3 protein-coding genes and 1 pseudogene are annotated in these 2,726 nt (G+C 66.1%); 1 reads left to right on the top strand and 3 read right to left on the bottom strand.

Translation table 11 applies throughout. From position 1 onward, the window contains the following. On the top strand, nt 1-876 hold an 876-nt coding region (locus H7290_RS19990), incomplete at its 5' end, for a hypothetical protein (protein ID WP_290515775.1). A 43-nt stretch (nt 877-919) separates the two neighbouring features. Here the strand turns inward: H7290_RS19990 and H7290_RS19985 are convergent. The 3 genes and pseudogenes from H7290_RS19985 to H7290_RS19975 form a co-directional block, all read right to left on the bottom strand. Then, nucleotides 920-2,179 (bottom strand): nucleotide sugar dehydrogenase, encoded by a 1,260-nt coding sequence (locus tag H7290_RS19985; RefSeq protein ID WP_290515774.1) that lies wholly within the window; start codon nt 2,177-2,179, stop codon nt 920-922. A 72-nt stretch (nt 2,180-2,251) separates the two neighbouring features. Further along, nucleotides 2,252-2,512, bottom strand: coding sequence for a UDP binding domain-containing protein (locus H7290_RS19980; RefSeq protein ID WP_290515773.1), 261 nt, complete (start codon nt 2,510-2,512; stop codon nt 2,252-2,254). Further along, a pseudogene (locus tag H7290_RS19975) lies at nt 2,509-2,726 on the bottom strand (UDP-glucose 6-dehydrogenase); the annotation flags it as partial. The gene H7290_RS19980 and the pseudogene H7290_RS19975, both read right to left, overlap by 4 nt.

Raw genomic sequence — 2,726 nt, 5'->3', positions numbered from 1 at the left:
GACGTGGTGGTCGTCGCAGGCTTCACGGCGAGTCCCGGGCTGCTGCGCTCCATGGTCGAACGCGCCTTCGACCTCGGGGCGAAGGATGTGGAGGTCATGATCGGTGCGGCGCTTCACCCGATCGACGAGGACGTGAATGCCTGGGAGACCGCCTTCGCAGGCGTCAGTGTGATGGTGCACGAGTCGCTCTCACCGGGAGTACGAGTGACTCGCTCGCCATCTGCCGACGAAGGCAGCGGGGCCGTGCTCCACGGGCTGCTGAAGGCTCTGGGGGCGGGCGTCGATCTCGCAACGAAGAACCCGCGAGTGCCGGACGAGCCGACCGTACCGGTTGCACCCACGACACCCACGGCGTCCAAGGCACCCCAGAAGTCAGGCGGCAACAAGCGGAAGAAGGTGCCGGAGCGGTCTGTTCAGACGGCTGCGCGCTTCTCCCGGCGGCAACGGCGTGCGTTCCTGCTTGGCGGCTTGACAGTCACGGTGCTCGTGTCGAGCGCCGTCAGTGTCGGCCTGGTGGCGCTTTTCGGTAGGTACTTCATCGCGGTGCTGCTCACGCTCACGACGATCATCGGCCTTGCCCTCGCGTTGCGCACCGAGCAGCATCATCGTCGCCTGCACGCCACCCTCGATGCAGCGGAGCGCGCGACCGGTCCACGACAGGCCGAGCTGGCACGGGAGTTGACGTCCGCCATCAGCGCCACCAATGTCGGACGATCGATCGAGAAGCTCCAGAACGACTTGACCGAAGTGAGGCGGACGCTCAGCGTCAGCCGGCTCGTAACGGCCGACGCTCACCGCATGCTGCACAAGATCTCCACGTCGACGCTGCGGCACGAGCACGAGCAGGAGACGGGCGACGACCTGCTCGCGGACTGAGCCCGGAGCGCGATCCCCGACTCCAACCGGGACACGAGTCAGATCAGAGGCGGGAGACCTTGGGGTCGTCGGTCGCGCCCTTGGTGTCGAACAGGCACTTGGCGGTCGAGGCGATCGCCCCGAGGTCGTACTCCTTGTGGTTCTGCAACAGTACCGACACATCTGCTGTGCGCAGCGCCTCGTCGAGATCGTCTGCCGGAGTGATCTCGACCCCGTTGGGCCTCCAGTCCTCGACGTGCGGGTCGTGGAAGACCAGGTGGGCACCCTTGTCGAGCAGCAGCTGGGCCAGCGGCGTCGCCGGCGACTCACGCTGGTCGGCGATATTGGGCTTGTAGGTCACGCCGAGCAGCAGGATCGTCGAGCCGCGGAGGGCCCTGCCCTCATCGTTGAGAAGGTCGGTGACTCGCTCGACCACATACGCCGGCATCTGCAGGTTGATCGACTGAGCGAGCTCGACGAACTGGAATGGGCGCCCAAGGGTCGCGCGCACCTTGTAGGACAGGTAGTTCGGGTCGATCGGGATGCAGTGCCCGCCGACACCAGGGCCGGGGTAGAACGCCTGGAAGCCGAAGGGCTTGGTCGCCGCGTTGCGGATGACCTCCCACAGATCGATATCCATCTCGTGGCAGAACTGCGCCATTTCGTTGACCAGTGCGATGTTGATGTGCCGGTACGTGTTCTCCAGCAGCTTGGTCATCTCGGCCTCGCGTGTGCCTTTGGACGGCACCACGGAGTCGATGAACCGACCGTAGAACGCCGTGGCGACCTCGGTCGAGTGCGCGGTGTGTCCTCCGACCACCTTGGGGGTGTTGGCGATGCCGTACGTCGGGTTGCCCGGATCGACGCGCTCTGGGCTGAACGCGAGGTGAAAGTCGCTGCTCGCGGACAGGCCGGACTTCTCGAGGATGGGACGGACGACCTCGTCGGTCGTACCCGGGTAGGTCGTCGACTCGAGCACCACGAGGTGATCCTTGCGCAGCTGGCGGGAGATCGTCGTCGTCGCGGAGATGACCGCACCGAGGTCGGGCTCGCCGTCGACGGACAACGGAGTGGGCACGCAGATGACGATTGCATCAGCCTCCGCAAGCACGTTCTCATCGGTCGTCGCGGTGAACCCGAGCGAGATCATCTCGGCGATGTCAGCATCGGAGAGGTCATCGATGTGGCTCGTTCCGCTGTTGAGCGACTCGACCATCGCGCTGTTGACGTCGAACCCCACCACGCTGAGCCCTGAGCGGGATGCCTGCTGGGCGAGGGGAAGCCCGACGTAGCCGAGGCCGATGATTGCCATGTCGATGGACAACGATTTTTCCTTCGGTGGTGGGTGCGTGATACCTGACGAGAGATTACCGCAGGCTGTCGCGGAGGACGTAATTCAGCCCTTGCCGCGGCCGAGGGCCCGGTAGGTCCAACCCGCCGCCCTCCAGCGCGAAGGGTCGAGGGCATTGCGGCCGTCGAGGATGCGGCGCTCGGTGACCAGCGGTCCGACGACCTCGGGATCGAGACCGACGAACTCGTCCCACTCGGTCAGGAGCAGGACGAGCTCCGAGCCGGCGACAGCCTCCTCGACGGTGTCGGCGTACTGGAGCTCGGCTTGCTTGGCGCGGGCATTGCCGATGGACACCGGGTCGGTCACAACGACGTGCGCCCCAGCGGCATGGAGCTGTGCGGCGACGTCGAGGGCGGGGAGTCGCGGACGTCGTCGCTGTTGGGCTTGAACGACGCACCGAGCACCGTCAGGCGCCGTCCCTCGAGCGTGCCGCCGAGCTCCTCGGTTGCAAGCGTCACCATGCGCTGACGGCGACGGATGTTGGTCGCGTCGACCTCGCGCACGAAGCTCAGCGCCTGGT

Source organism: Aeromicrobium sp. (assembly GCF_014378035.1).
In the GTDB taxonomy this organism is placed as follows: domain Bacteria; phylum Actinomycetota; class Actinomycetes; order Propionibacteriales; family Nocardioidaceae; genus Aeromicrobium.
Note: the sequence above shows the minus strand (reverse complement) of the source record. Positions and strands in the feature narration are given on the sequence as shown.